At 69.6% G+C, this 22,438-nt stretch carries 18 protein-coding genes and 4 pseudogenes; 16 read left to right on the plus strand and 6 right to left on the minus strand.

Going from position 1 to position 22,438, the window contains the following annotated elements:
- Positions 1 to 36 precede the first annotated feature (36 nt).
- The 11 genes and pseudogenes from dop (at position 37) to MVF96_RS12095 (ending at position 12,328) form a co-directional block, all read left to right on the plus strand.
- A complete protein-coding gene (dop, locus tag MVF96_RS12045) occupies positions 37 to 1,536 on the plus strand; it encodes a depupylase/deamidase Dop (protein WP_058250430.1) in 1,500 nt (499 codons plus the stop codon).
- Between the two features lie 194 nt (positions 1,537 to 1,730).
- The gene (locus MVF96_RS12050) at positions 1,731 to 1,922 is read left to right on the plus strand and encodes a ubiquitin-like protein Pup (protein ID WP_004019064.1); all 192 of its coding nucleotides are present in this window, start codon (positions 1,731 to 1,733) and stop codon (positions 1,920 to 1,922) included.
- Positions 1,919 to 2,788, plus strand: a pseudogene (gene prcB / locus MVF96_RS12055) (proteasome subunit beta); the annotation flags it as partial. The gene MVF96_RS12050 and the pseudogene prcB, both read left to right, overlap by 4 nt.
- A gap of 6 nt (positions 2,789 to 2,794) precedes the next feature.
- Positions 2,795 to 3,586: a proteasome subunit alpha gene (gene prcA / locus MVF96_RS12060; protein ID WP_159370774.1), complete on the plus strand. Its 792-nt coding sequence runs from the start codon at positions 2,795 to 2,797 to the stop codon at positions 3,584 to 3,586.
- Between the two features lie 75 nt (positions 3,587 to 3,661).
- Positions 3,662 to 5,020 carry a Pup--protein ligase gene (gene pafA, locus MVF96_RS12065; protein ID WP_004019052.1) on the plus strand — a complete coding sequence of 453 codons (1,359 nt, stop codon included), beginning with the start codon at positions 3,662 to 3,664 and terminating at the stop codon, positions 5,018 to 5,020.
- A gap of 68 nt (positions 5,021 to 5,088) precedes the next feature.
- Positions 5,089 to 6,081 (plus strand): helix-turn-helix transcriptional regulator, encoded by a 993-nt coding sequence (locus tag MVF96_RS12070; RefSeq protein WP_065632212.1) that lies wholly within the window; start codon positions 5,089 to 5,091, stop codon positions 6,079 to 6,081.
- Positions 6,081 to 7,052 (plus strand): helix-turn-helix transcriptional regulator, encoded by a 972-nt coding sequence (locus tag MVF96_RS12075; RefSeq protein WP_065632213.1) that lies wholly within the window; start codon positions 6,081 to 6,083, stop codon positions 7,050 to 7,052. Before MVF96_RS12070 ends, MVF96_RS12075 begins: the two co-directional genes overlap by 1 nt.
- 83 nt (positions 7,053 to 7,135) lie before the next feature.
- Complete coding sequence (gene tatA, locus MVF96_RS12080; protein ID WP_065632214.1) at positions 7,136 to 7,408, plus strand: Sec-independent protein translocase subunit TatA; 273 nt, start codon at positions 7,136 to 7,138, stop codon at positions 7,406 to 7,408.
- 93 nt (positions 7,409 to 7,501) lie between these two features.
- Positions 7,502 to 8,419, plus strand: coding sequence for a twin-arginine translocase subunit TatC (tatC, locus tag MVF96_RS12085; RefSeq protein WP_091344258.1), 918 nt, complete (start codon positions 7,502 to 7,504; stop codon positions 8,417 to 8,419).
- A complete protein-coding gene (locus MVF96_RS12090) occupies positions 8,416 to 11,226 on the plus strand; it encodes a DEAD/DEAH box helicase (protein ID WP_247449170.1) in 2,811 nt (936 codons plus the stop codon). The genes tatC and MVF96_RS12090 overlap by 4 nt, the downstream gene beginning before the upstream one ends.
- A gap of 211 nt (positions 11,227 to 11,437) precedes the next feature.
- Positions 11,438 to 12,328 carry a DUF4333 domain-containing protein gene (locus MVF96_RS12095; RefSeq protein ID WP_247449171.1) on the plus strand — a complete coding sequence of 297 codons (891 nt, stop codon included), beginning with the start codon at positions 11,438 to 11,440 and terminating at the stop codon, positions 12,326 to 12,328.
- A 70-nt stretch (positions 12,329 to 12,398) separates the two neighbouring features.
- Here MVF96_RS12095 and MVF96_RS12100 read toward each other — a convergent pair whose 3' ends face one another.
- Positions 12,399 to 13,355 (minus strand): 5'-3' exonuclease, encoded by a 957-nt coding sequence (locus MVF96_RS12100; protein WP_247452100.1) that lies wholly within the window; start codon positions 13,353 to 13,355, stop codon positions 12,399 to 12,401.
- 54 nt (positions 13,356 to 13,409) lie between these two features.
- Between MVF96_RS12100 and MVF96_RS12105 the strand changes: the two are divergent.
- Positions 13,410 to 14,574, plus strand: a pseudogene (locus MVF96_RS12105) (M24 family metallopeptidase).
- 21 nt (positions 14,575 to 14,595) lie between these two features.
- Here MVF96_RS12105 and MVF96_RS12110 read toward each other — a convergent pair.
- Positions 14,596 to 14,910: pseudogene (locus tag MVF96_RS12110) on the minus strand (HNH endonuclease); the annotation flags it as partial.
- A 37-nt stretch (positions 14,911 to 14,947) separates the two neighbouring features.
- Entirely contained in the window at positions 14,948 to 15,349 is a 402-nt protein-coding gene (locus tag MVF96_RS12115) for a PPOX class F420-dependent oxidoreductase (protein WP_247449173.1), read from the minus strand.
- A gap of 63 nt (positions 15,350 to 15,412) precedes the next feature.
- On the opposite strand from MVF96_RS12115, the gene MVF96_RS12120 reads away from it, so the two are divergent.
- From MVF96_RS12120 to MVF96_RS12135, 4 genes and pseudogenes are all read left to right on the plus strand, one after another.
- Positions 15,413 to 16,210, plus strand: a complete 798-nt coding sequence (locus MVF96_RS12120) for a decaprenylphospho-beta-D-erythro-pentofuranosid-2-ulose 2-reductase (protein ID WP_247449175.1) — start codon at positions 15,413 to 15,415, stop codon at positions 16,208 to 16,210.
- Positions 16,207 to 17,493: a precorrin-6y C5,15-methyltransferase (decarboxylating) subunit CbiE gene (cbiE, locus tag MVF96_RS12125; RefSeq protein WP_247449177.1), complete on the plus strand. Its 1,287-nt coding sequence runs from the start codon at positions 16,207 to 16,209 to the stop codon at positions 17,491 to 17,493. Before MVF96_RS12120 ends, cbiE begins: the two co-directional genes overlap by 4 nt.
- Positions 17,490 to 18,265, plus strand: a pseudogene (gene cobM, locus MVF96_RS12130) (precorrin-4 C(11)-methyltransferase). Before cbiE ends, cobM begins: the two are co-directional and overlap by 4 nt.
- A complete protein-coding gene (locus tag MVF96_RS12135; protein ID WP_247449178.1) occupies positions 18,262 to 19,026 on the plus strand; it encodes a cobalt-precorrin-6A reductase in 765 nt (254 codons plus the stop codon). The pseudogene cobM and the gene MVF96_RS12135 overlap by 4 nt, the downstream one beginning before the upstream one ends.
- Here the strand turns inward: MVF96_RS12135 and MVF96_RS12140 are convergent.
- Genes MVF96_RS12140 through cobG form a run of 3 tightly spaced genes read right to left on the minus strand, consistent with a single transcriptional unit; the run spans position 18,979 to position 22,389 of the window.
- Entirely contained in the window at positions 18,979 to 20,580 is a 1,602-nt protein-coding gene (locus tag MVF96_RS12140; protein ID WP_247449180.1) for a precorrin-2 C(20)-methyltransferase, read from the minus strand. The two genes, MVF96_RS12135 and MVF96_RS12140, sit on opposite strands and share 48 nt — an antisense overlap.
- Positions 20,581 to 20,591: 11 nt before the next feature.
- The gene (locus tag MVF96_RS12145; protein WP_247449181.1) at positions 20,592 to 21,215 is read right to left on the minus strand and encodes a precorrin-8X methylmutase; all 624 of its coding nucleotides are present in this window, start codon (positions 21,213 to 21,215) and stop codon (positions 20,592 to 20,594) included.
- Positions 21,216 to 21,228: 13 nt separating this feature from the next.
- Positions 21,229 to 22,389: a precorrin-3B synthase gene (gene cobG, locus MVF96_RS12150; RefSeq protein ID WP_247449182.1), complete on the minus strand. Its 1,161-nt coding sequence runs from the start codon at positions 22,387 to 22,389 to the stop codon at positions 21,229 to 21,231.
- Positions 22,390 to 22,438 lie beyond the last annotated feature (49 nt).

The following is a 22,438-nucleotide window of genomic DNA, read 5'->3' on the forward strand; positions in this document are numbered from 1 at the left end:
TGCGACCGGTGGCAAGTGAACATCTACCCTCGAAGGATGCAGCGAATCATCGGGACCGAGGTCGAGTACGGAATCTCCGCGCCCGGCGACCCGACCGCGAACCCGATCATGACGTCCACCCAGGCGGTTCTCGCCTACGCCGCGGCCGCCGGTGTACCGCGCGCGAAGCGGACACGCTGGGACTACGAGGTGGAGTCACCGCTTCGCGACGCCCGCGGTTTCGACCTCGGCCGCGGGGCCGGACCCGCACCGATCATCGACGCCGACGAGATCGGCGCGGCCAACATGATCCTCACCAACGGGGCGCGGCTCTACGTCGACCACGCCCACCCCGAGTACTCCGCACCCGAGGTCACCGACCCGATGGACGCGGTCATCTGGGACAAGGCCGGGGAGCGCGTGATGGAGGCCGCGGCTCGTCACGTGGCGAGCGTCCCGGGCGCTCCGAAGCTGCAGCTGTACAAGAACAACATCGACGGCAAGGGCGCCTCCTACGGCACCCACGAGAACTACCTGATGGCGCGGGAGACCCCGTTCACCGCCGTCATCGCCGGGCTCACGACCTTCTTCGCGTCCCGGCAGGTGATCACCGGTTCGGGACGCGTGGGTATCGGCCAGTCCGGCGACGAGGCGGGCTATCAGCTGTCGCAGCGGTCGGACTACATCGAGGTCGAGGTCGGGCTGGAGACCACGCTCAAGCGGGGCATCATCAACACCCGCGACGAGCCGCACGCCGACCCCGAGCGATACCGGCGACTCCACGTCATCATCGGCGACGCCAACCTCGCCGAGACCTCGACCTACCTGAAGGTCGGGACCACCGCGCTCGTCCTCGACCTCATCGAGGCCGGTGTCGACTTCTCCGACATCGAGCTCGCGCGGCCGGTACAGGCCGTACACACCATCAGTCACGACCCGTCGCTGACGGCCACGGTCGCACTCACCGACGGTCGCGAGCTCACCGGCCTCGCTCTGCAGCGCGAGTATCTGGAGCGTTGTCAGAAGTTCCACGACCAGGAGCACTCCGACGACCAGCGCGCCGCACACGTCCTGCAGACGTGGGCGGACGTGCTCGACCGCCTCGAGCGCGACCCGATGGAGTGCGCCGACATCCTCGACTGGCCCGCGAAGCTGCGCATCCTGGAGGGGTTCCGCCAGCGCGAGAACCTGTCCTGGTCGGCACCGCGTCTGCAGCTCATCGACCTGCAGTACTCCGACGTCCGGCTCGACAAGGGGCTGTACAACCGGCTCGTCGCGCGCGGGTCGATGAAGCGTCTGACCGACGAGAACGACGTGCTCGCCGCGATCAGCGAGCCGCCGCGGAACACGCGCGCCTACTTCCGCGGCGAGTGCCTGCGCCGGTTCGGCGCCGACGTCGCGGCGGCGAGCTGGGACTCGGTCATCTTCGATCTCGGCGGGGACTCGCTGGTCCGTATCCCCACCCTCGAACCGCTACGCGGCACCGCGGCGCACGTCGGCAAGCTCCTCGACTCGGTGGACTCGGCCGCCGAACTGGTGGATCAGCTCACCACCTGACCGGCCGCGGCGCCTCGCCGTCTCCGACGGCATGTGCTTCGTTCCGCCACAGTTGTCGTCCCCACAGGTAGTGTGGGAGCACACGATTCCGCAGGGTCGAGACACCGGATCACCGCCGCGACAGCGACACCCGATCCCGACTCCCTCGACCGCGGTAGCCCGCCAAGGGGCGATCGGTTTCAAGGAGGCAGCAGATGGCGCAGGAACAGACCAAGCGTGGTGGCGGCGGCGACGACGAGGGCGTGGGCCCCGATTCCGGCGCCGGACAGGAACGTCGCGAGAAGCTGGCCGAGGACACCGACGACCTGCTCGACGAGATCGACGACGTGCTGGAGGAGAACGCCGAGGACTTCGTGCGCGCCTACGTCCAGAAGGGCGGCCAGTGAGCGACAGGTTCGGTTCACTGCCCCCGCTGTCCCAGTTCCGCCCCGGCGCGTTCGCCGGCGCCGACATCTCGTCGTTCACCGAATTCCTCCGGACGCATGCGCCGGAACAACTCCCGCAGGCCCAGGTCGACCGGGTGGGGTCGTTCGCCGGCGGCGCCGACGGCGCCGGTGACATCCCGCACGGCACGACGATCGTGGCCGTGTCGTACCCGGGTGGGGTCGTCCTCGCCGGGGACCGCCGGGCCACCATGGGCAACCTCATCGCCACGCGCGACGTCAAGAAGGTCTACATCACCGACGAGTACTCGGCGGCCGGGATCGCCGGCACCGCCGGGATCGCGATCGAGATGGTCCGGCTGTTCACCGTCGAACTCGAGCACTACGAGAAAATCGAAGGCGTCCCGCTGACCCTCGACGGCAAGGTCAGCCGGCTGGCCTCGATGGTGCGGGGCAACCTCGGCGCGGCCCTGCAGGGTCTGGCGGCCATTCCGCTGCTCGTGGGCTACGACATCGACCACGACGATCCGAACGAACGTGGACGCATCTTCAGCTTCGACGTCGCGGGCGACCGGCACGAGGAGTTCGGTGGCTACACCGCCATCGGCTCGGGGGCGGTGTTCGCCAAGTCCTCGCTCAAGAAGCTCTACCGACCCGATCTGACCGCCGACGAGGCGCTCGCGATCGCCGTCGAATCGCTGTACGACGCCGCCGACGACGACTCGGCGACCGGCGGGCCCGATCTGGTCCGCAAGATCTTCCCGATGGCCGCCATCGTCGGCGCCGACGGGGCCCGGGAGGTGGACGCGACCGACATCGAGGCGGCGGCACGTGCCGTCGTCGAACGCCGGAGCGCCGAGCACGAGGGGTGCCCGATGACCTTCCCGTACTACGCCAGTGCCGAGCAGATCATGCGCGATCGCTCGGAGCTCGCCCGGAAGGGCATCGCCCGGGGTCGCAGCGTCGTGATCCTCACGTTCGCCGACGGTGTGCTGTTCGTCGCGGAGAACCCGTCGAACACGCTCCGCAAGACCAGCGAGATCTACGACCGGATCGGTTTCGCGGCGGTGGGCAAGTACAACGAGTTCGAGAGCCTGCGCAAGGCCGGCATCCAGATCGCGGACATGCGCGGCTACAGCTACGACCGTGCCGACGTGTCCGGGCTGTCGCTGGCCAACACCTACGCCAACGCGCTGGGCAGCGTCTTCACCGAGCAGGCGAAGCCGTTCGAGGTCGAGCTCTGCGTCGCCGAGGTCGCCCGTCCGGGCAAGCCGAAACGGTCGCAGCTGTACCGGATCTCCTACGACGGGTCGATCACCGACGAGACCCGCTTCCTGGTGATGGGCGGGGCAACCGAGCCGATCGCGGCGGCCCTCAAGGACAGCTACGAGCCCGACATGGAGCTCGGCCGGGCGATCGGCGTCGCGGTCACCGCCCTGACGGCGCCGGCCGACAACGGTGGCGGGACCCCGACCGAACGCCGGGTGCTCGCCGCGGGCGATCTCGAGGTCGCGGTCCTCGACCACAACCGTCCGCGGCGCGCGTTCCGGCGCCTCACGACGTCCACGGTCGAAGGGCTCCTCCCGCAGGCTGCGGCGGCCCAGTCCACGGATACACCGTCCGAGGCGGACGAAGCCCCTGGTGAGACGCCATCCTCCGAACAGTGACGAGAACGCCGCGGCGCGCGGCGGCCGGTGCGTGTCGACCGGTCCGCCGCGGTCCGCGCGAGTAGGGTTGGTCAAGTGCAGCGACGAATCATGGGCATCGAGACCGAGTTCGGTGTCACGTGCACCTTCCACGGCCACCGCCGCCTGAGTCCGGACGAGGTCGCGCGGTACCTCTTCCGCCGGGTCGTGTCGTGGGGCCGGTCCTCGAACGTCTTCCTGCAGAACGGCGCTCGCCTCTATCTCGACGTCGGATCGCATCCCGAATACGCCACCGCGGAGTGCGACAGCCTCATCCAGCTGATCAACCACGACCGCGCGGGCGAACTGGTTCTCGAGGACCTGCTCGTCGATGCCGAACAACGCCTGGCCGACGAGGGCATCGGCGGCGACATCTATCTGTTCAAGAACAACACCGACTCGGCCGGCAACTCCTATGGATGCCACGAGAATTATCTCGTCGTGCGGGCGGGCGAGTTCTCCCGCATCTCCGACGTCCTGTTGCCGTTCCTCGTGACGCGCCAGCTGATCTGTGGTGCGGGCAAGGTTCTGCAGACCCCCAAGGCCGCGACCTTCTGCCTGTCCCAGCGCGCCGAGCACATCTGGGAGGGCGTCTCCTCGGCGACCACCCGGTCGCGCCCGATCATCAACACACGCGACGAGCCGCATGCCGACGCCGAGAAGTACCGCAGGCTGCACGTCATCGTCGGCGACTCGAACATGTCGGAGATGACCACACTTCTCAAGGTCGGTTCGGCGGCTCTCGTCCTGGAGATGATCGAGGCCGGTGTCGCGTTCCGGGACTTCGCGCTCGACAATCCGATCCGCGCTATCCGCGAGGTCAGCCATGACCCGACGGGGCGACGCCCGGTGCGCCTCGCCGGCGGTCGGCAGGCCAGCGCCCTCGACATCCAGCGCGAGTATCACGCACGCGCCGTCGAGCACCTCACCAACCGCCGACCAGACCCCGAGATGGACATGGTCGTGGACCTGTGGGGACGGATGCTCGACGCCGTGGAGAGCGACGACTTCGCCAAGGTCGACACCGAGGTCGACTGGGTCATCAAGCGCAAGCTGTTCCAGCGCTACCAGGATCGGTACTCGATGGAGCTCTCGGATCCGAAGATCGCGCAGCTCGACCTGGCGTTCCACGACATCAAACGCGGCCGCGGCGTGTTCGACGTCCTGATGCGCAAGGGGCTGGTCGCCCGGGCGACCACCGACGAGGCCATCAAGACCGCGGTCAACGAGCCGCCGCAGACCACCCGCGCCAAGCTCCGGGGCGACTTCATCTCGGCCGCGCAGAAAGCCGGGCGTGACTTCACCGTCGACTGGGTTCACCTCAAGCTCAACGACCAGGCCCAGCGGACGGTGCTGTGCAAGGACCCGTTCCGCAGTGTCGACGAGCGCGTCGATCGCCTCATCGCCTCGATGTGAGCGCCGGGTCACCGGCGAACCCAGCGTGCCTCCGCACGCGGTGAACGGCCACGTTCTAACCTGACTCGGTGGCAACCCCCAAAGTCGAGCGTCTGCTCAACCTCGTGATCTGCCTGCTGTGGACGCGGCAGTACGTCACCGCCGACTACATCCGCCGCAACGTCGCGGGCTATTCGGACGACGGGCAGTCCGACGAGGCGTTCAACCGGATGTTCGAGCGGGACAAGAACGAGCTACGAGATCTCGGGATCCCGCTCGTGACCGGCCGGTCGCCGATGGCGGCCGGCGCCGAGGGATATCGCATCGACCGCGACTCCTACGAGTTGCCGGAGATCTCGCTGGAGTCCGACGAGGCCGCGGCGATCGCCATGGCCGCCGCGCTGTGGGACACCCCCGAGGTCTCGACGCTGTCGCAGACGGCGATCCTCAAGCTCCGGGCCGCCGGGCTCGATGTCCGCTCCGAGGACGATCTGGGGATCACCTCGGGCGGGTCGTCGCGATCGCTCGGTTCCGAAGAGGTCATCGCCGGCCTGCTCGCCGCGGTCCAGGACCGCCGTGCCGTCGAGTTCCAGCATCGATCGTCTGCCGCGGCCGCCCCGACCACCCGACGCGTCGAACCGTGGGGGGTCGTGTCGCATCGGGGCCGCTGGTACGTCGTCGGCCACGATCGCGACCGCGACGCCACCCGGACCTTCCGGCTGTCGCGGATCACGGCGGTCGCCGCGGTCGGTGCCGCCGACGCGGTCGTGGTCCCGGCCGGCACCGATCTCCAGCAGATCGTCTCCGCGGCGGTCGATTCCGCTGCCGGTTCGGACGGACGGACCGCGCGGATCTGGGTCGCGGCCGACCGCGCATTCGGCCTCCGCCGGGCCGCGACGACGACCGAACCCGCCGACTTCGACGGCGAACCCGGCGACATCGTGACCCTCGACGTCCACTCGCTGACGGCGGTGGCACGGATGGTGCTGGGTGTGGGCCCAGATGCGGTCGTCCTCGACCCACCCGAGCTGCGCGAGCTCGTCATCGCGAGCCTCGACCGTCTGATGGGGGTGAACGTCTGATGGCCGCGGCAGCGCCGTCGAGACTCAACCGGCTGCTGGCGATGGTCCCGTACTTCCAGGCGCGGCGGGGCATTTCGGTTGCTCAGGCCGCCGACGAACTCGGGGTCACGCAAGCGCAGCTCACGAAGGACCTCGAGCTGCTCTTCGTCTGCGGGCTTCCGGGCTATTACCCCGACGACCTGATCGAGCTCGAGTTCAGCGAGGGTTACGTCACGGTCGGGTTCACCGCGGGCATGGACCGGCCACTGCGGCTGACGACCGTGGAGGCGAGTACGCTCCTCGTCGCACTGCGGGCGCTGGTCGAGACCCCGGGCGTCGTCGACGTCGCGGCGGCCAGGCGGGCGATCGCCAAGATCGAGCAGGCGGTGGGTGCGACGGTGCCGGGGCTCGCAGGCGCGTCCGACACACCCGCCGGCCCGTCGGGGGAGAACCCCACGTACACGACGATCCGGGAGGCCACCAAGAAAGCGCGGGCATTGCGGCTGCGCTACTACTCGGCCGGACGCGACAGCGTCACCGACCGCGTGGTCGACCCCATCCGCCTGCAGGTCATGGACCAGCACACCTATCTCGAGGCCTGGTGCCGGATGGCCGAAGGCGTGCGGTTGTTCCGGTTCGACCGCGTCGACACCGCGACCGCCCTCGACGAGCCGAGTCGTCCGCCGGCCGAGGCGGCGGCGTCGAATCAGTCGGTGCTCGTCGCCGAGGACCCCGACCTCCCGGCCGTCGAGATCGAGATCGACGCCGATCACCTGTGGATTCTCGATTACTACCCGCTCGAACCCCTCGAGACCGTCGAGGACCGGCCCGATCCAGGTCTCCCCGTCCGCGCCCGGTTGGTCTACGGCTCGCCGGAATGGCTCACCCGATTCCTGCTCGGATTCGCCGGCGCCGTGCGGGTCGTCGATGACCCGGCGGTCGCCGCCGCGGTCGCCGACACCGCGGCGGCCGCCCGCGGACGTTATCGCTGAGACCGGCCACGGCTGGGCCCCTCCGGCTCGGCGTGTGTCGGGTAGCATTGGACACTGTCTGCTCCGAACTGAAGGGTGATCTCATGGGCTTCACGTCATGGTGGCACTGGGCGATCGTCGCCATCGTGCTGCTGATCCTGTTCGGCTCGAAGAAGCTGCCGGACGCCGCCCGTGGTCTGGGACAGTCGCTGCGCATCTTCAAGAGCGAGGTCAAGGAGATGCAGAAGGACGACGACAAGGACGCGCCGGCCACCACCGACGCGGCAGCGAACGATCCGGCACGACGCGAGCTGCCCGTGGGTGACTCGACCCAGCCGGCCACGCAGCGCGACGCCGACGCCAAGAAATCGGCTTAGGGGCGCGTCGGAGCATCGCCAGTGCGCACTCTCCCGATTCCCCGACGCCTCGACCCGCGGCAACGCAAGCGAAAACTCAATCCCGACGGCACCATGTCGTTGGTCGAGCACCTGTACGAGTTGCGCACTCGTATGGTCATCTCGCTGCTGGCCATCATCGCCACCACCATCTTCGGGTTCGTCTGGTACAGCCACGGCTTCCTGGGCATCCCGTCGCTCGGCGACGTGCTGCGCGGGCCGTACTGCGATCTGCCCGCGTCGTCGCGCGCGACGCTGACCCCGGATGATTCGTGTCGCCTTCTGGCGACCGGTCCGTTCGACCAGTTCATGCTCCGGTTGAAGGTCGCGCTGACCGCGGGTGTGGTTCTCGCCTGTCCGGTGTGGATCTACCAGATCTGGCAGTTCATCACGCCGGGTCTGCACGCCCACGAACGTCGCTACGGCATCATGTTCGTCGCTATGGCGACGACCCTGTTCGTCAGCGGCGCGGTGCTTGCCTATCTGGTGGTGGCCAAGGCCTTCGACTTCCTGCTCACGGTCGGCAACGAGGTCCAGGTCACGGCACTCGCGGGTGACCAGTACTTCGGCTTCATGCTCAACGTCCTGGTGATCTTCGGCGTCAGCTTCGAACTCCCGCTCCTGATCATCGCGCTGAACGTCGTCGGCGTGCTGACCTACGCCCGGTTGAAGAGCTGGCGCCGCGGGCTCATCTTCGCGGTCTTCGTCTTCGCCGCCATCGCGACACCGGGCCAGGATCCGTTCACGATGCTCGCACTGGCCCTCGCGCTCACCGTGCTGCTCGAGTTCGCGATCCAGTTCGCGCGGATCTTCGACCGACGCAAGGCGAAGAAGGCGCCCGCATGGGCGGGCCTCTCCGATGACGAGGCCAGCCCACTGCCGCCGACGAAACCGATCGCCCCGGCATCGCCGATCCCGGCGCCGGCGAACGCGGTCGCCAACGCCACCCGTACGTCGACGCGGGCACGCGAGACCTTCGACGACGTCCTGTGACCCAACTCGACTCGTTCACGTCGAGACTCGCTTTCCGCCTCGACGACTTCCAGCGCCGCGCGTGTGAGGCGCTCGAGGGCGGCCACGGTGTGCTGGTGTGCGCACCGACCGGCGCGGGTAAGACCATCGTCGGCGAGTTCGGCGTCCATCTGGCCCTGGCCGGTGGCTCGAAGTGCTTCTACACCACGCCGATCAAGGCGCTCAGCAACCAGAAGTACAACGATCTCGTGGCCGTCCATGGGCACGAGTCGGTCGGGCTGCTGACCGGCGACAGTTCGATCAATCCCGATGCCCCGGTCGTCGTCATGACGACCGAGGTCGTCCGCAACATGATCTACGCCGAATCACGGGCCCTGGACGGTCTGTCCCACGTCGTCATGGACGAGGTCCACTTCCTGGCGGACCGGTTCCGCGGGGCGGTGTGGGAAGAGGTGATCCTGCACCTCGAACCGTCGGTGCGGGTCGTCAGTCTGTCGGCGACGGTGAGCAACGCCGAGGAGTTCGGCGACTGGATCCAGACGGTTCGCGGTGACACCTCGGTGATCGTCGACGAACACCGTCCGGTGCCGCTGTCCCAGCACATGCTCGTCGGGCAGCGACTGTTCGACCTGTTCGATCCGGCCGACACCGGTCCGGCCCGCAAGGCCGGAACGCGACCGCGCGTCAATCCGGAGCTCAAACGCCAGATCCGGCACCGGATCCTGATGGCCGACGACGAGCGGGAGTCGTCGCGCGGCCGTGGCCGAGGACGTGGCGGCGCGCCCCGTCGACGCGACGGACGGGGACCCGCGCTCTCCCGGCCGAACCTCGTCACGCGACTCGACCGCGAGGGGCTGCTCCCCGCGATCGGTTTCATCTTCTCCCGTGTCGGTTGCGACGCCGCCCTGGCGCAGTGTCTGCGATCCGGGATCTCGCTTCTGACTCCCGCAGAGATCGGCGAGGTCGACGCGATCGTCGACCGCCACCTCACCGAACTGGCGCCGGCCGACCTCGACGTGCTCGGGGTGCATGAGTGGCGTGAGGGGCTGCGACGCGGACTGGCCTCGCACCATGCGGGGATGCTCCCGACCTTCCGGCACACGGTCGAGGAACTTTTCGTGCGCGGCCTGGTCCGGATGGTGTTCGCCACCGAGACGCTCGCGCTCGGCATCAACATGCCCGCTCGCTCGGTGGTTCTCGAGCGTCTCGTGAAGTACAACGGCGAATCGCACGTCGACCTGACGCCCGGCGAGTTCACGCAGCTGACCGGTCGCGCCGGCCGTCGCGGGATCGACGTCGAGGGTCACGCCGTCGTGGTGTGGACACCCGAGGTGGTGCCGGAGGAGGTCGCCGGCCTCGCCGGCGCGCGGACGTTCCCGCTGCGGAGTTCGTTCTCCCCGGAATACAACATGGCGGTCAACCTGCTCGGCCGATTGGGCCTGGACGGCGCGCGTGAGCTGCTCCATCGGTCGTTCGCCCAGTTCCAGGCCGATCGATCGGTCGTCGGTCAGGCGCGGAAGCTGGACGAGGCGCAACGGGCGTTGCGCAAGCTCGACGGCGAGCTGGCCCGCGCCGCGCAGGCGCGGGGGGTGGAACCCGATGGCGCCGAATCGGATTCGGACGACGGTCCGTACGCGGGCTTCCTCGGTTACATCACTTTGCGCGAGGACATCCGCCGCCGCGAACGAGATCTGAAGTACCGCAAGCGGGTCAATACACACGACGCCATCACCGCTGACCTGGCCGCGCTCAAACGCGGTCATGTCATCGGCGTACCCGTCGGACGGCACCGCGGTCTGGCGGTCATCATCGAACCGGCCACGCAGGCGCAGGATCCCAAGCCGCTCGTACTGACCGAGGACGCCTGGTGCGGACGCGTCGGTACCCGCGACTTCGTCAACCCGCCCGAGGTGCTGGGCAACATGCGGATGCCGAAGAACGCCGACCGACGCAGCGGGCGCGGTCGCCGCGACCTGGCGTCGGCGTTGCGATCGACCGGCATCGAGATGCCGCGCGGACGTCAGAAGAAGCGCGCCGACGCCGCCGACGACACCGAACTCGCGCACCTTCGGCGAACCCTGCGCGCGCATCCGGCACATCAGCTGTCCAACGGTGACGAGCTGTTCCGGCTCGCCGAACGCCGTAACCGGCTGGTGCGCGACATCGTCAACGCCGAGCGGAGCATCGGGGAGCGGACGTCCACCCTCGGGGTCACCTTCGATCACATCGTCGGCGTCCTCAGCGAGCTGGGATATCTCGAGCGCGTCGCCGAGTCGACCGAGTCCACCGGGCACACGATGATGGTGACCGATTCGGGCAAGCTGCTCGGCCGTATCTACAGCGAGAGCGACCTGGTCGTGACCGAGTGCATCCGAGCCGGGGTCTGGGACGAGTTGTCACCCGCGGACCTCGCCGCGGTCGTCGCCGCACTCGTCTACGAGAGCCGGCGCGACAGTTACAGCGGGGTCGACGCCCTGCCCGGCAGCAGCTCGATGCGTGCGGCGATGGCCGCGACCGTCGAGATCTGGTCGCGGGTCACCGCGGTCGAGCAGCGTCATCGGGTCAGTCCGACACGCGAACCCGACACCGGTTTCTCGGTCGCCGTGGCCACGTGGGCGTCGGGTCGTTCGCTCGGCGAGGCCCTGTTGCTGGCGGGCGAACGCGGACAGCTGCTCTCTCCGGGCGACTTCGTGCGATGGAACCGGCAGGTCGTGGACCTGCTCGAGCAGATCCGACTCGGGGTGGGCTCCGACACGCGCCTCGGTGGGACGGCGCGGGCAGCGGTCAAGGCCATCCGCCGCGGCGTGGTCGCCGCCGAGCTCGGCTGAACCGCGCCGTCGACCTCCGCCGACGAGTGTGGGCCGGTGTCGGTTCACCGGACGACGCGACGCCGGGCCACGCGCGATGTTCGCTGATAGTCCCAGGCCGCTGAGGTAACGTTCATCCCGCATTCGGTGTCGGCGTGTCCTGCCCCGATACTGCCGCGACGTCACAGTTCGCCGGCACCCGTCCGGGTGAACGGCCGAGTGGGAGGGACTCATGACCGACCCGTACAACCCCAACCCGTCCCAGCCGAATCCCTCCGGTGATCAGTCCGGTCCCGACGGCAAGACCGAGATCGTGAACCTCCCCGGCGCCACTCCGACGGGCGCCCCGCAGGCCGACCCGACCACCATGGCCCCCAACCCGGGCTCCGCCAACCCCGGGTCACAGAACCCGGGTTATGGTCAGCCGCAACAGAATCCGTACCAGCAGAATCCCTACCAGCAAAACCCGTACCAGCAGCCGGGTGGGCCGACGGGCCAGCCGCCCCAGTCGGCCCCGTCTCAGTCCCAGCCGACTCAGGTCGGTCAGCCGGCGCAGTACGGGCAACCGGCCGGTCAGCCCTACGGGCAGCCCGGCGGTCAGTATGGCGCCGAGCAATACGGAGCCGGTCAGTACGGGGGCCCGGGTCAGTACGGGCCCGGTCAGTACGGGGCACCCGGACAGTACGGCCAGCAGCCCCCCGGCCAGGATCCGTACGCCCAGAACCAATACGGGCAGAACCAGTACGGACAGAACCAGTACGGGGGCGGCGACCAGTTCAGCGGAATGGCGACCGGGAAGTCGAACAAGACCGCCCGGACGCTGATGTTCGTCGGCGGCGGCGCGCTGCTCCTCATCGCCGCGATCGTGCTGATCACCGCATTCCTCTTCCCCGGATGGGCACCGAAGAACCTCGATCAGCAGGCGGCGCAGGACGGCGTGCAGAAGATCCTCACCGAGGACTACCAGGCCAGCGACGTCTCCGACGTCCAGTGCCCGTCGGGGCAGCGGGTGGAGACCGGAGCGTCGTTCACGTGCTCGGTCACCGTCGGCGGGCAGCAGCAGCAGGTCACCGTCACGTTCATCGACGACGACGGCCGCTACGAGGTCTCGCGCCCCAGCTGACTCGACCGGCTGCGAGCTCCAGCCTCAACCGACTGTGACATCCGGCCTCAGCCGGCTGCGACATGCGGCCTCAGCCGGCCTGAGGCCAGCCGAGAGCCTTGGCCAGCCTGCCCACCGACGCTCCGATACCCAGCTCCTCGACGAGCTCCGCGAGGGCCGCGGGGTCGGCGGGCTCGGCCGGGAGGATGTCCGAACCGCTGTCGATCGTCTCGGCGTCGGTGCGCACGGAGACGACGGTCCGCGCCGCCTGCAGGTACTCGACCGAGGCGAGCAGTGTCTTGCGGCTCCGTGTCGGAACCGATGACGACGGGTCGGCGGCAGCCGCCTCCAGGGCGTCGAGGCTGCCGTACTCGGTGATCAGTTTCGCCGCGGTCTTCTCGCCGATACCGGCCACGCCCGGCAGACCGTCCGAGGGATCTCCGCGCAACATCGACATCTCCGCGTAGCCGATACCCGCGCGCTCGACCGGCACGCCGTATTTCTCGGCGACCTCCACCGGGCCCATCATCTCGGCCTTCGCCAGACCGCGGCCGACGTACAGAACGCGCACCGGGACGGGATCGTCGGCGACCACCTGCAGCAGGTCCCGGTCACCGCTGACCACGATCACCGGATCGTTCGCCTCGTCGTAGGCGAGTGTGCCGATCACGTCGTCGGCCTCACAACCGACGGCGCCCGAGGTGGCGATGCCCGCTGCCGCGAGAACGGCCATGATCATGTCGACCTGCGGGGTGAGGGTGTCGGGTACCTCTTCGACGTCGATGTCCCGGCCCTCGACGTCGGTCCCACCGTCGGGGACCGCGACGCGATGGGCCTTGTAGGTGGGGATCAGGTCGGTGCGGAACTCGGGGCGCCAGTCGAGATCGAGGCACACCACCAAGCGTGTTGGGCGTTCGCGCACCACGAGATTGGCGATCGTGTCGACGAAACCGCGTACGGCGTTGACCGGTCGCCCATCCGGGCTGGTCATCTTCTCCGGCAGCGCGAAGAACGATCGGAACCACAGGCTGGCGCCGTCGAGCAGCATCAACGAATCCGTCACCCCCACACTCTGTCATGAGTCGGCGGTAGTGTTCGTCGCATGGCATCTGGGAGTGGGGCAGCACGGGTCGCGACGGCGGGCGAGGGGACCGGAGCCGGGCCACTCTTCGAGGCGCAGGTCTATCGCGACCGGGTCCGCCGCGCCGCCGAACTCACCCGCGCCGCGGAGTTGGACGCGCTGGTCGTCGCCCCCGGGCCGGACCTGCGGTACCTCATCGGTTCCCGGGCGGAGACCTTCGAACGGCTCACGGCGCTCGTGATCCCCGCGACCAGTGATCCCCGATTGGTGATCGCGCGGCTCGAGGTCCCGTCGCTGTCGTCCTCCGCGGTCGGTGATCTCGACATCGAGGTGGCCGACTGGGTCGACGGCGACGACGCCCACGCTCTCGCATTGGCCGGATTGCCGTCGCAGCCGCGGATCGCGGTCTCCGACTCCATGCCCGCCCTCCACGTCATCCCGCTGGCCCGACACACCGGCGCCACACCGCAATTGGCGACCGACGTGCTCCGCGAACTGCGAATGATCAAAGACGCCGCGGAGGTCGACGCGCTCCGCCGCGCGGGTGCCGCGATCGACCGGGTGCACTCGCGGATGGGGGACTGGCTGATCCCCGGCCGCACCGAACGCGAGGTCGCCGCCGACATCGCCGCCGCGATCCTCGAGGAGGGACACACCGAGGCGGCCTTCATCATCGTCGGGTCGGGACCGAATGGAGCCGATCCCCACCACGAATTCTCCGACCGGGTCATCGAGCGGTCCGACATCGTCGTGATCGACATCGGCGGCCCGGTAGAGCCGGGCTACAACTCCGACTCGACGCGCACCTACTGCTTCGACGATCCGCCCGCCGAGATCGCCGACGCCTACGCCGCCCTGCTCGCGGCCCAACGCGCGGCGGTGGCCGCCGTCCGGCCGGGGGTGAGCGCGTCCTCGATCGATGCGGCGGCGCGTGATCTTCGCCGAGCGCGGCCTGGCCGATCGGTTCATCCACCGGACGGGCCATGGGATCGGGCTGTCGGTACACGAGGAGCCGTACATCGTCGGCGGCAACGACATCCCGTTGCGCACCGGTATGGCGTTCAGCGTCGAGCCGGGGGTGTACGTGCCCGGTCACTGGGGTGCCCGCATCGAGGACATCGTCGTCGTGACCGATGACGGCTGCGAGTCGCTGAACAACCGCCCGCACGAACTCGTCCGGTTGTAGGCGAAATTCGACCGGTGAACCTCATTTCGACTGCTGGACTTCGATCGAGGTCCAGCAGTCGAGTTGAAGTTCGCTGGTTGGCGGGTTTGAATCCGGGGGCGCGTCACGAAGGGTCCGGCGACCGAGCCTGCCAAACCGTCGGGTGGTAGGTCCGTGGATCTCATCGCGCCCGGTGTTCAGATGTTCTGCGAACCGTCGGGGTATGTCGGGTCGGCGGTTGATGTGTTCGGGGTTGGGTGGTGCGCCGGGTTCAGGGTTGAGTCGCCAGGCGCAGCGGCCTTCGTCGGGTCCGTTGCGGACCACCCGGGTGGTGTATTGGCCGGGCCGGTGCCGGACGGCTCCGCAAGAAGCATCCGACTTCCGACGCGCGTCACTAGCTGAACAGCGACGCCGAACCCAGTACGCGACTCACGCTTATCTCGATCACGACGCGGCGCGGGTTCGGCCTGGGCTCCCGGTATCGCTGGGCGTAGCGCTGCTCGGCCTCGCGCACGCGCTCGGGCTCACGACGCACCGTGGCGGGACCCTCCAGGGTCAGCCATCGCGGGCCGTCGACGTTGGTGACGGCCGCGTAGCCACCCCGCTCGGTGTTGCGGACCTTCTGATTGCCGTCCGAGGTGATGACCCTCGCCAGGCCGGCGTCGGGATCCCAGGTGAACCCGACGGCCACGGCATGGGGGGTGCCGTCGGCGCGCAGCGTGGTGAGGGTCCCGAGGTGGCGTTCGACGAGGAAGGCGAGCGCATCGGGCCCGAGATCGGCGGCGGTACGAGGCATGACACCAAACTAGCCGCGACGCCGCACACGGTCGGTCGCGGGGCCGATGCGATACTGGCAGCCATGGCGTCACGCAGCAGAGGGGCATCAGCGCGTCCGGACACCGACCCGTCCGGTGCCCTCGTGCTGTTCGGCGGCCGCAGCGAGATCGGCGTCGCGACGGCGGCGCGCCTCGCACCCGGGCGGACCGTCGTCCTGGCGGCCCGCCGTCCCGACGACCTCGCGGCCGAGTCCGCACGACTGCTCGACGCCGGTGCAACCGAGGTACACACCGTCGCCTTCGACGCGAACGACACCGACAGCCACCCAACGCTCGTCGAGTCGTTGGCGCAGCGACACGGGCCGATCGGGATCGCGATCATCGCGTTCGGCATCCTCGGCGACCAGGCCCGCGCCGAAACCGATGCGGCGCATGCACTTCAGATCGCCCACACCGACTACTACGCCCACATCAGCGTGCTGACCCCGCTCGCTTCGGTACTGCGCACGCAGGGCTCCGGAACCATCATCGTCTTCTCCTCGGTCGCCGGTGTCCGGGTGCGCCGCGCCAACTACGTCTACGGGTCGACGAAGGCGGGCCTCGACGGATTCGCGAGCGGACTCGCGGATGCGCTGCACGGCACCGGCGCTCGCCTGCTGCTGGCCCGCCCGGGCTTCGTGATCGGCGCGATGACCCGCGACCTGATGGCGTCCGGGGTGAAGCCGGCCCCGCTGTCGCGGGATGCCGAGCAGGTCGCCGACGCGGTGGCTCATGCCTATCGCAAGGGCCGCGGCGAGGTCTGGATCCCGGGGACGTTGCGTCCGTTGTTCTTCGGGATGCGACTACTGCCGCGTGCCGTGTGGCGGAGACTGCCCCGATGACCTCCGCGGAATCCGCTGCGGTGATGTCCGCATTCGTCGTGGTGGGTATCGGCGCCGACGGTTGGTCCGGTCTGGGCGAGACCGTCCGCAACGAACTTCGCCGCGCCCGCGTGATCTACGGCGCCGCACGCCAACTGGCGCTGCTCGGCGGCGCGGTGCCCGAACTGGACGCCGAACTGCGACCGTGGCGGTCGCCGATGTCGGAACACCTCGCAGAAGTGGTCGAGAGCGAGGACACGGACGCCGTTCACCCGGGCACGATTCACATCCTGGCCAGCGGCGACCCGATGTTCCACGGCGTCGGTGCGAGCATCATCGCGCGCGTCGGTGCCGACCGGGTACGGGTGTATCCGGCCGTGTCGAGCGCGAGCCTCGCCTGTGCGCGTCTGGGCTGGGACCTCGCCACGACCCGGATCGTCAGTGCGGTGCGCGCCGAGCCGGGAGTCGTGCTCGGCGAGGTCACCGACGGGGCTCGCGTGCTGGTCTTGAGCCGCGACGAGACCACACCCGCCGCACTCGCCGGCATCCTGGTCGACGCCGGTTTCGGCGCGTCGACGATGACCGTCCTCGAGCAGCTCGGTGGGCCGGCCGAACAGATCGCCACCGGTGCGGCCGTAACCTGGCGCCGCCGGGCCGGCGACCCGCTCAACATCGTCGCCGTCGACTGCGTCGGACCCCGCCGGTCCCGGCTCCCGGGGCGGCCGGACGACACCTACGAACACGACGGCCAGATCACCAAGTCGACGATCCGTGCCCTCACCGTGTGCGCGCTGGAACCGGCCGGCGCGCAGGTCCTCTGGGACATCGGGGCCGGATCGGGCAGTGTGACGATCGAGTGGTTGCGTGCGGACGACCGGGGAGTGGCCGTCGCGTTCGAACGCGACCCCGATCGCGCTGATCGGTTGCGGCGCAACGCCACCCGGCACGGGGTCGCGCATCGGCTCTCGGTGAGGGGACCGGCTCCCGACGATCTGTCCGACGCGCCGCAGCCGGATGCCGTCTTCATCGGTGGCGGACTGGACGAGGAGATCCTCTCGCTCGTCTGGGCCAGGCTGCCGGACTCGGCGCGGCTCGTCGTGAACGCGGTGACCGTGGAGAACCAGACGCTCGTCACGCGCTGGCACGCCCGACACGGCGGTGAGCTACGACGCCTGTCGGTCGAAACCGTGGCACCGCTCGGCACGATGCACACCTGGCGCCCGGCTCTGCCGATCGTGCAGTGGGCCGTCGCGAAGACGGCACCCCACGCTGCCGCCTCGGATTCGACGGAGGCGCTCCGTTGACCGTCTACTTCATCGGGGCCGGCCCGGGTTCGCCCGATCTCATCACGGTGCGCGGAGCGCGGCTGCTGGGGGAGTGTCAGACCTGTGTCTATGCCGGGTCACTGGTGCCCCCGGAACTGCTCGACCTGTGTCCCGACGGTGCCGAACTGGTCGACACGGCCCGGTTGCCGTTGTCGGACATCATCGATGTCATCGCGGCGGCCGTCGGTAAGGGGCACGACGTGGCCCGCCTCCACTCCGGTGACCTCTCCGTGTACTCGGCGATGTCCGAGCAACAGCGTGAGCTGACCGCGCGCGGAATCGATCACGAGATCGTGCCCGGTGTCCCGGCGTTCGCGGCTGCCGCGGCGGCACTCGACACCGAACTCACCATCCCCGGTGTCGGCCAGAGCCTGCTGATCACGAGGGTCTCCACCCTGTCGACGGACATGCCGCCGGGGAGGACCTCGCGACCCTGGCCCGGACGGGGGTGACACTCGCGCTGCATCTCGCAGCCCATCGGGCCGAGGAGATCGTGGCGGCGCTAGCCCCGCACTACGGTCATGACTGCCCCACCGCCACAGTCGCTTTCGCCAGTCGGGAGAACGAGCAGATCGTGCGGTGTCCGCTCAACCGGTTGCCCGAGGCCCTCGACGCCGCCGACATCCGGAGGACCGCGGTCATCTTCGTCGGCCACGTGCTCGGCCCGCGCCGGTCGGACGTCACCGACAGCTATCTGTACTCGCACGCGCGGATGACCAAACTCCGCGCTGATCGCCACTCGGCGCCGTGACCGAACAGATCCCGCCGGATCCTGTCCCGCACGTCCTGATCCTCGGCGGGACCGGGGAGGCGCGAGCGCTCGCCTCGACCCTCGCCGACACCGACATCGCGTTCATCAGTTCCCTCGCCGGCCGGGTGAAACACCCCCGCCTACCGGTCGGTCCGGTGCGCATCGGCGGGTTCGGCGGACCCGACGGGCTCCGGGAATGGTTGCAGAGCAACCGCATTCAGGCAGTGGTCGATGCGACCCATCCGTTTGCCGCGACGATCACCCGTAGCGCGGCGCGGGCCGCAGCCGATGCGGGTGTGCCGCTGTTGCGCCTGCGCCGGGACCCCTGGGTGCCCGGAGACATCGACACCTGGATCCGTGTGCCCGACCTGCCCGCTGCCGCTCGTGAAGTGGCCGCCCGCGGCAGACGTGTCTTCCTGACCACCGGCCGCCAGGACGTCGGTGTCTTCGCGGGGATCGATTCGGCGTGGTTCCTGATCCGGGTCGTCGACGCCCCGACCGGAGCGCTTCCGCTGCATCACGAGGTGCTGCGCTCGCGGGGGCCCTATGACCACCGGTCGGAGCGAGAGCTGCTGCGTGACAACGGCATCGATCTGCTGGTCACGAAGAACAGCGGCGGAACGCTGACCTCGGCCAAGCTGGCGGCCGCGTCCGAACTCGGGATCGAGGTCATCATGGTCGACCGGCCCGCCGAACCCGACACGCCGGTCGTCTCAGATGTCGGTGCCGCCCGGAACTGGCTCGAGGAGCTGTCCGGCTGAGTGGTCGGCGGTGTGATCGTCGCTGTCGACCGGGTGGTGACTGCGCGGCGTGAACACCAACGTTCCGGCCGCGCGCGGCACGACCCTTGTGGCCGACGACCCGATGATGATCATCGTGCGCATGTCGACGACCGCGGGATCGAAGTCCGCGAGCGTGGTCGTGGTGAGTTGCTGCTCCGGACCACCGACGTCCCGTCCGAGGACGACGACGCGATCGGGCGACACCGTCTGCGAGAGAGTGTGTTTGAGGGCGCCGACCTGCCAGGTGCGGCTCGCCGAGCCCGGGTTGTAGATGGCGATCACCAGGTCGGCGCCGAGTGCGGCTCGGATGCGCCGTTCGATGACCGACCACGGCTTCAACCGGTCGGAGAGCGAGATGATCGCGAAGTCATGCCCGAGGGGCGCTCCCACGGCAGCGGCGACCGCGGTCGCCGCCGTGACACCGGGCACGACGCGGACGGGCACTTCGTGCCACCGCGGCTGCGCGGCGACCTCGGCAACCGCCGCAGCCATCGCGAACACGCCGGGATCACCGGACGAGACGACGGCGACGCGAGCGCCGCGTCGAGCGAGGTCGAGCGCGAACTCGGCCCGCTCGGCCTCGACCCGGTTGTCGCTGGCGTGTACTCGCTGCCCCGGCCGCGGGGTGACGCGCTTGAGATAGGTGGTGTAACCGACGAGGTCGGTGGCCGTGGCCAGCTCCGCGCGGACCTCCGGGGTGGTCCAGCTGTCGTGACCCGGTCCGAGCCCCACGACGACGAGCTCACCGGGCACGGGCTCCGGTTCGAACATCGGGTTGTTGCGGCGTCCGGGGACGATGAGGATCGAGAAGTACGGCACCTCTGCGGGATTCACGTCGGCGGCCGGCAGCACCCGCTCGACGGTCGTCGACGCGCGTTCGACGTAGAAGGCCTCGTCGAGACGCCCGGCTTCGCGGAGGGCGTCGCGCACCCGCTCGAAGGTCCGACCGAGTTTCATGACCACGATCGCGTCCGCGGACCGGAAGCGGAAGAGCAACTCCGAGGTCGACGCGGTACCGGGCACGACGGTCAGCGTCTCCTCGCCCTCGACGAGCGGGACCCCGGTCGCTGCGGACGCCGCGCTGACCGAGGTGACGCCGGGCACGATTTCGGCGTCGAAGTGCGGTGCCAGGCGCTTGTGCATGTGCATGTAGGAGCTGTAGAAAAGCGGATCGCCCTCGGCGAGCAGGACGACATCACGGCCCGCGCGCAGGTGCACCGCGAGACGTTCGGCGCTCTCGGTGTAGAAGTCGTCGAGCGCGCCCTGGTACCCGCCGGGGTGGTCGGTCGTCTCGGTGGTGACCGGGTACATGAGACGTTCCTCGGTCTGTCCGTCACGCAGGTAGGGTTCGGCCACCGATCGTGCGATGCTGTTGCCGTGTCGCGCAGAGTGATACGCGATCACGTCCGCGGTGCTGATCAGGCGGGCGGCCTTGACGGTCATCAGCTCGCTGTCACCCGGGCCGAGCCCGATGCCGTAGAGCGTGCCCGGACCTGACTCCCGTCCGGCCGCTGTGGTGCTGTCAGAGTTCATGGGGTCCACCATCATTCCTGCGGGGTCGCGAGCGCGTTGACCGCGGCCGCGGTGATCGCCGATCCGCCGCGCCGGCCCGTGACCGTGATGAATTCGAGGTCGTCGCGCTCGGCGAGTGCCGCGCAGGATTCGACCGCGCCGACGAAACCGACGGGTGCGCCGACGATGGCGGCGGGACGCGGTGCGCCGTCGTCGATCATGTCCAGGAGCCCGAACAGTGCGGTCGGCGCGTTGCCGATCGCGACAACCGCACCTTCCAGGCGCGGCCGCCAGAACTCCAGTGCCGCAGCGGTCCTCGTGGTTTCCATCTTCTCGGCGAGGACTGGGAGGGTGGGTTCGGACAGGTGGCAGAGCACCTCGTTGTCCGCGGGGAGACGCTTGCGCGTGATCCCGGACGCCACCATGTTGGCGTCGCAGAGGATCGGGGCGCCGGCTTCGAGGGCTCCGCGGGCGGCGGCCACGACACCGGGCGTCGCGACCACGTCGCGCGTCAGGTCGGTCTGGCCGCACGCGTGGATCATGCGGACGACAACGGTCGCGACGTCGGGTGCGAACGCGGAGAGATCGGACTCGGCGCGGATCGTGGCGAAGGACTGGCGGTAGATCGCGGCGCCGTCACGCAGGTACTCGGTCATGGTGCTGACGAGCCTAACGGCGCCGCCGTTCGTATCCGCCGTCGGGCGTGGCCTGCACCGACAGGTGCGATTCGGCCGGCGACCCGCAGCCACGGGCGCAGCCCACCCAGTGTTCGCGCTCCTCGACGGGGTCGCCGTCCTGCACTCGGGCCATCAGGTCGTCCCGGACCGGCGCGTGCGCGGACGAGCAACCCGGGGCTCCCACGCAGCAGCTGACCTGGGCCCATGGCGAAGCGGCGTCGAAGATCAGACCCATCGGTGCGAGCACGCGGACGACGGTCTCGGCCACCCCTTCGCCGAGGTCGCACAGGAGGATCTCGCGGTCGGGGGTGAACACGACCGGCGCCTGCACGGCCGCGATGAATTCCGCCAGCCGGGCCGGCAAGCGTCCGAGTTCGACGACCGCGCCGAGCAGCACCGCGCCGTCGTCCTGGTCGAACCAGCCGACGATTGGTTCCCCCGCAGCGACCGGTGCCGCGTCCGGGTCGGCCCCGATGACGGGATCCAGCGTCGAGGCGATGAGTTCCGCGAGCCGGCGCCGGGAGTCGTCGTCGAGGTCGCGGACCCGCCAGGCGCCGGGCGAGACCTCGCCCAGACCCGCGGCCACCGCGATGAGCGCGCGCACGATCGCCTCCGTACCGGTGGCCGATCCGACGGCCGTCCCGCCGATGAGCACATCCGCGGCCAGGGGAGTGCCGCCCCGGATCACCGCGCACGCATCGGGTCGTCGTCCGGCGATGTCACCGCGCCCGTCGTCGATGCCGAACAGGAACCGGCCGGACAGGGTGGCCGCGGCCGGGTCGGCCCGCAGGGCGTCGTCGAGGGCCGCGGAGAGCGGACGCGCATCGGCGACGCCGCCGATGCGACCGGTCAGGGGGCTGAGCTCGATGTTGCGCACCTTGTCGTGGCTGCTGCTCGGCGCGAGCCCGGCGGCGACGACGGCCTGCGCGACGGCTTCGACGTCGGTGATCCCGCGCAGCTGGAGGTTGCCGCGCACCGTCAGTTCCAGGTGCCCGTCGGCGTGGTCGGCGGCGGCCCGGGCGAGCGTCTCCAGCTGGTCCGGACGGATCCGTCCGCCCGGCAGGCGGACACGGGCCAGCGCGCCGTCGGCCGCCGGGTGCGTGTCGAAGACCCCTGGGCAACGGTCGGTGGCGGCCCGGGCTGGCTGGTTCATCCCACCAGCCTACGACCGGCGGGCGCGGTGGCCGTAGGCTGAACGCACC

Origin of the sequence: Gordonia hongkongensis (assembly GCF_023078355.1) — a bacterium.
GTDB lineage: Bacteria > Actinomycetota > Actinomycetes > Mycobacteriales > Mycobacteriaceae > Gordonia > Gordonia hongkongensis.